Consider the following 1,081-nt stretch of genomic DNA (forward strand, 5'->3'; position numbering starts at 1 on the left):
GCTACAGCCACACCAGTTTCGACGTCGACGATCGTGCCTCTTCCGGCTCCAGCGACACCTATCACATCGGCCTTTATGGCGGTGGACAGTGGGACGGCCTGGGCCTGCGCGGCGGCGTCGCCTACAGCTGGAACCGGATCGACACCAGCCGCAACGTCGTCGTTCCAGGCTTCGCCGATGCGCTGACGGCTAAATACGATGCCGGAACCGCGCAGGTCTTCGGCGAGGCCGGCTATCGCGTCGAGACGCGCATGGCTGCCTTCGAGCCCTTCGCCAGTCTCGCCTATGTCAACCTTCACACCGACGGCTTCACGGAACAGGGTGGCGCCGCGGCGCTCACCTCCGCCGCCTCGACCACCGAGACCACCTTCACCACGCTCGGCTTGCGTGCCTCGGCCGGCTTCGACCTCGGCGGGGTGCAGGCAACCGCGCAGGGTACGCTCGGCTGGCGTCATGCCTTCGGCGACACCACGCCGACCGCGGACATGGCCTTCGCCGGCGGCGACCTGTTCACCATTGCCGGCGTGCCGATCGCTAGGGATACAGCCATCGTCGGGGCCGGGCTCGATTTCCGGATCGCCGACAGAACCACGCTGGGGATCAGCTACTCCGGCCAGTTCGGGAAGAAGGCGGCCGATCAGGGCGTCCGCGCCACGATGCAAGTGCGGTTCTGATTTTTCGGCTTTCGTCAGCCTTCGGCGGGAACCGCTTTCGGCTTGCCTTCGCCATCCAGCGCCACCATGACGAAATCGGCATGGGTGACCTTTTCCATCAGGTCGGAGAGGTAGCGCTGCGCCCAGGCTTCGACCTTGAGCGTCATCGAGGTGCGGCCGACGCGCTCGACATGGGTGTAGATGCACAGCGTGTCGCCGATCTTCATCGGCTTGGCGAACGACATCTCTTTCACCGCCGCCGTCACCACGCGGCCCTTGGCGCGCTCGGCCGCACGGATACCGCAGGCCAGGTCCATCTGCGCCATCACCCAGCCGCCGAAAATGTCGCCGGCCGCATTGGCGTCCGAAGGCATGGCCAGGGTGCGCAGCGTCAGATCGCCAAGCGGCCGTCCTTCAGCGTAGTGCAC

Annotated in this window: 2 protein-coding genes; one reads left to right on the forward strand and one right to left on the reverse strand. The window is 66.3% G+C overall.

Going from position 1 to position 1,081, the window contains the following annotated elements:
- Positions 1-674 (forward strand): autotransporter domain-containing protein (locus tag EN893_RS35250; RefSeq protein ID WP_128362227.1); only part of this gene is annotated, 674 nt, incomplete at its 5' end.
- Between the two features lie 14 nt (positions 675-688).
- Here the strand turns inward: EN893_RS35250 and EN893_RS35255 are convergent.
- Positions 689-1,081: an acyl-CoA thioesterase gene (locus tag EN893_RS35255; RefSeq protein WP_128362228.1), complete on the reverse strand. Its 393-nt coding sequence runs from the start codon at positions 1,079-1,081 to the stop codon at positions 689-691.

Origin of the sequence: Mesorhizobium sp. M7A.F.Ca.CA.004.04.2.1 (genome assembly GCF_004022825.1) — a bacterium.
Lineage (GTDB): Bacteria > Pseudomonadota > Alphaproteobacteria > Rhizobiales > Rhizobiaceae > Mesorhizobium.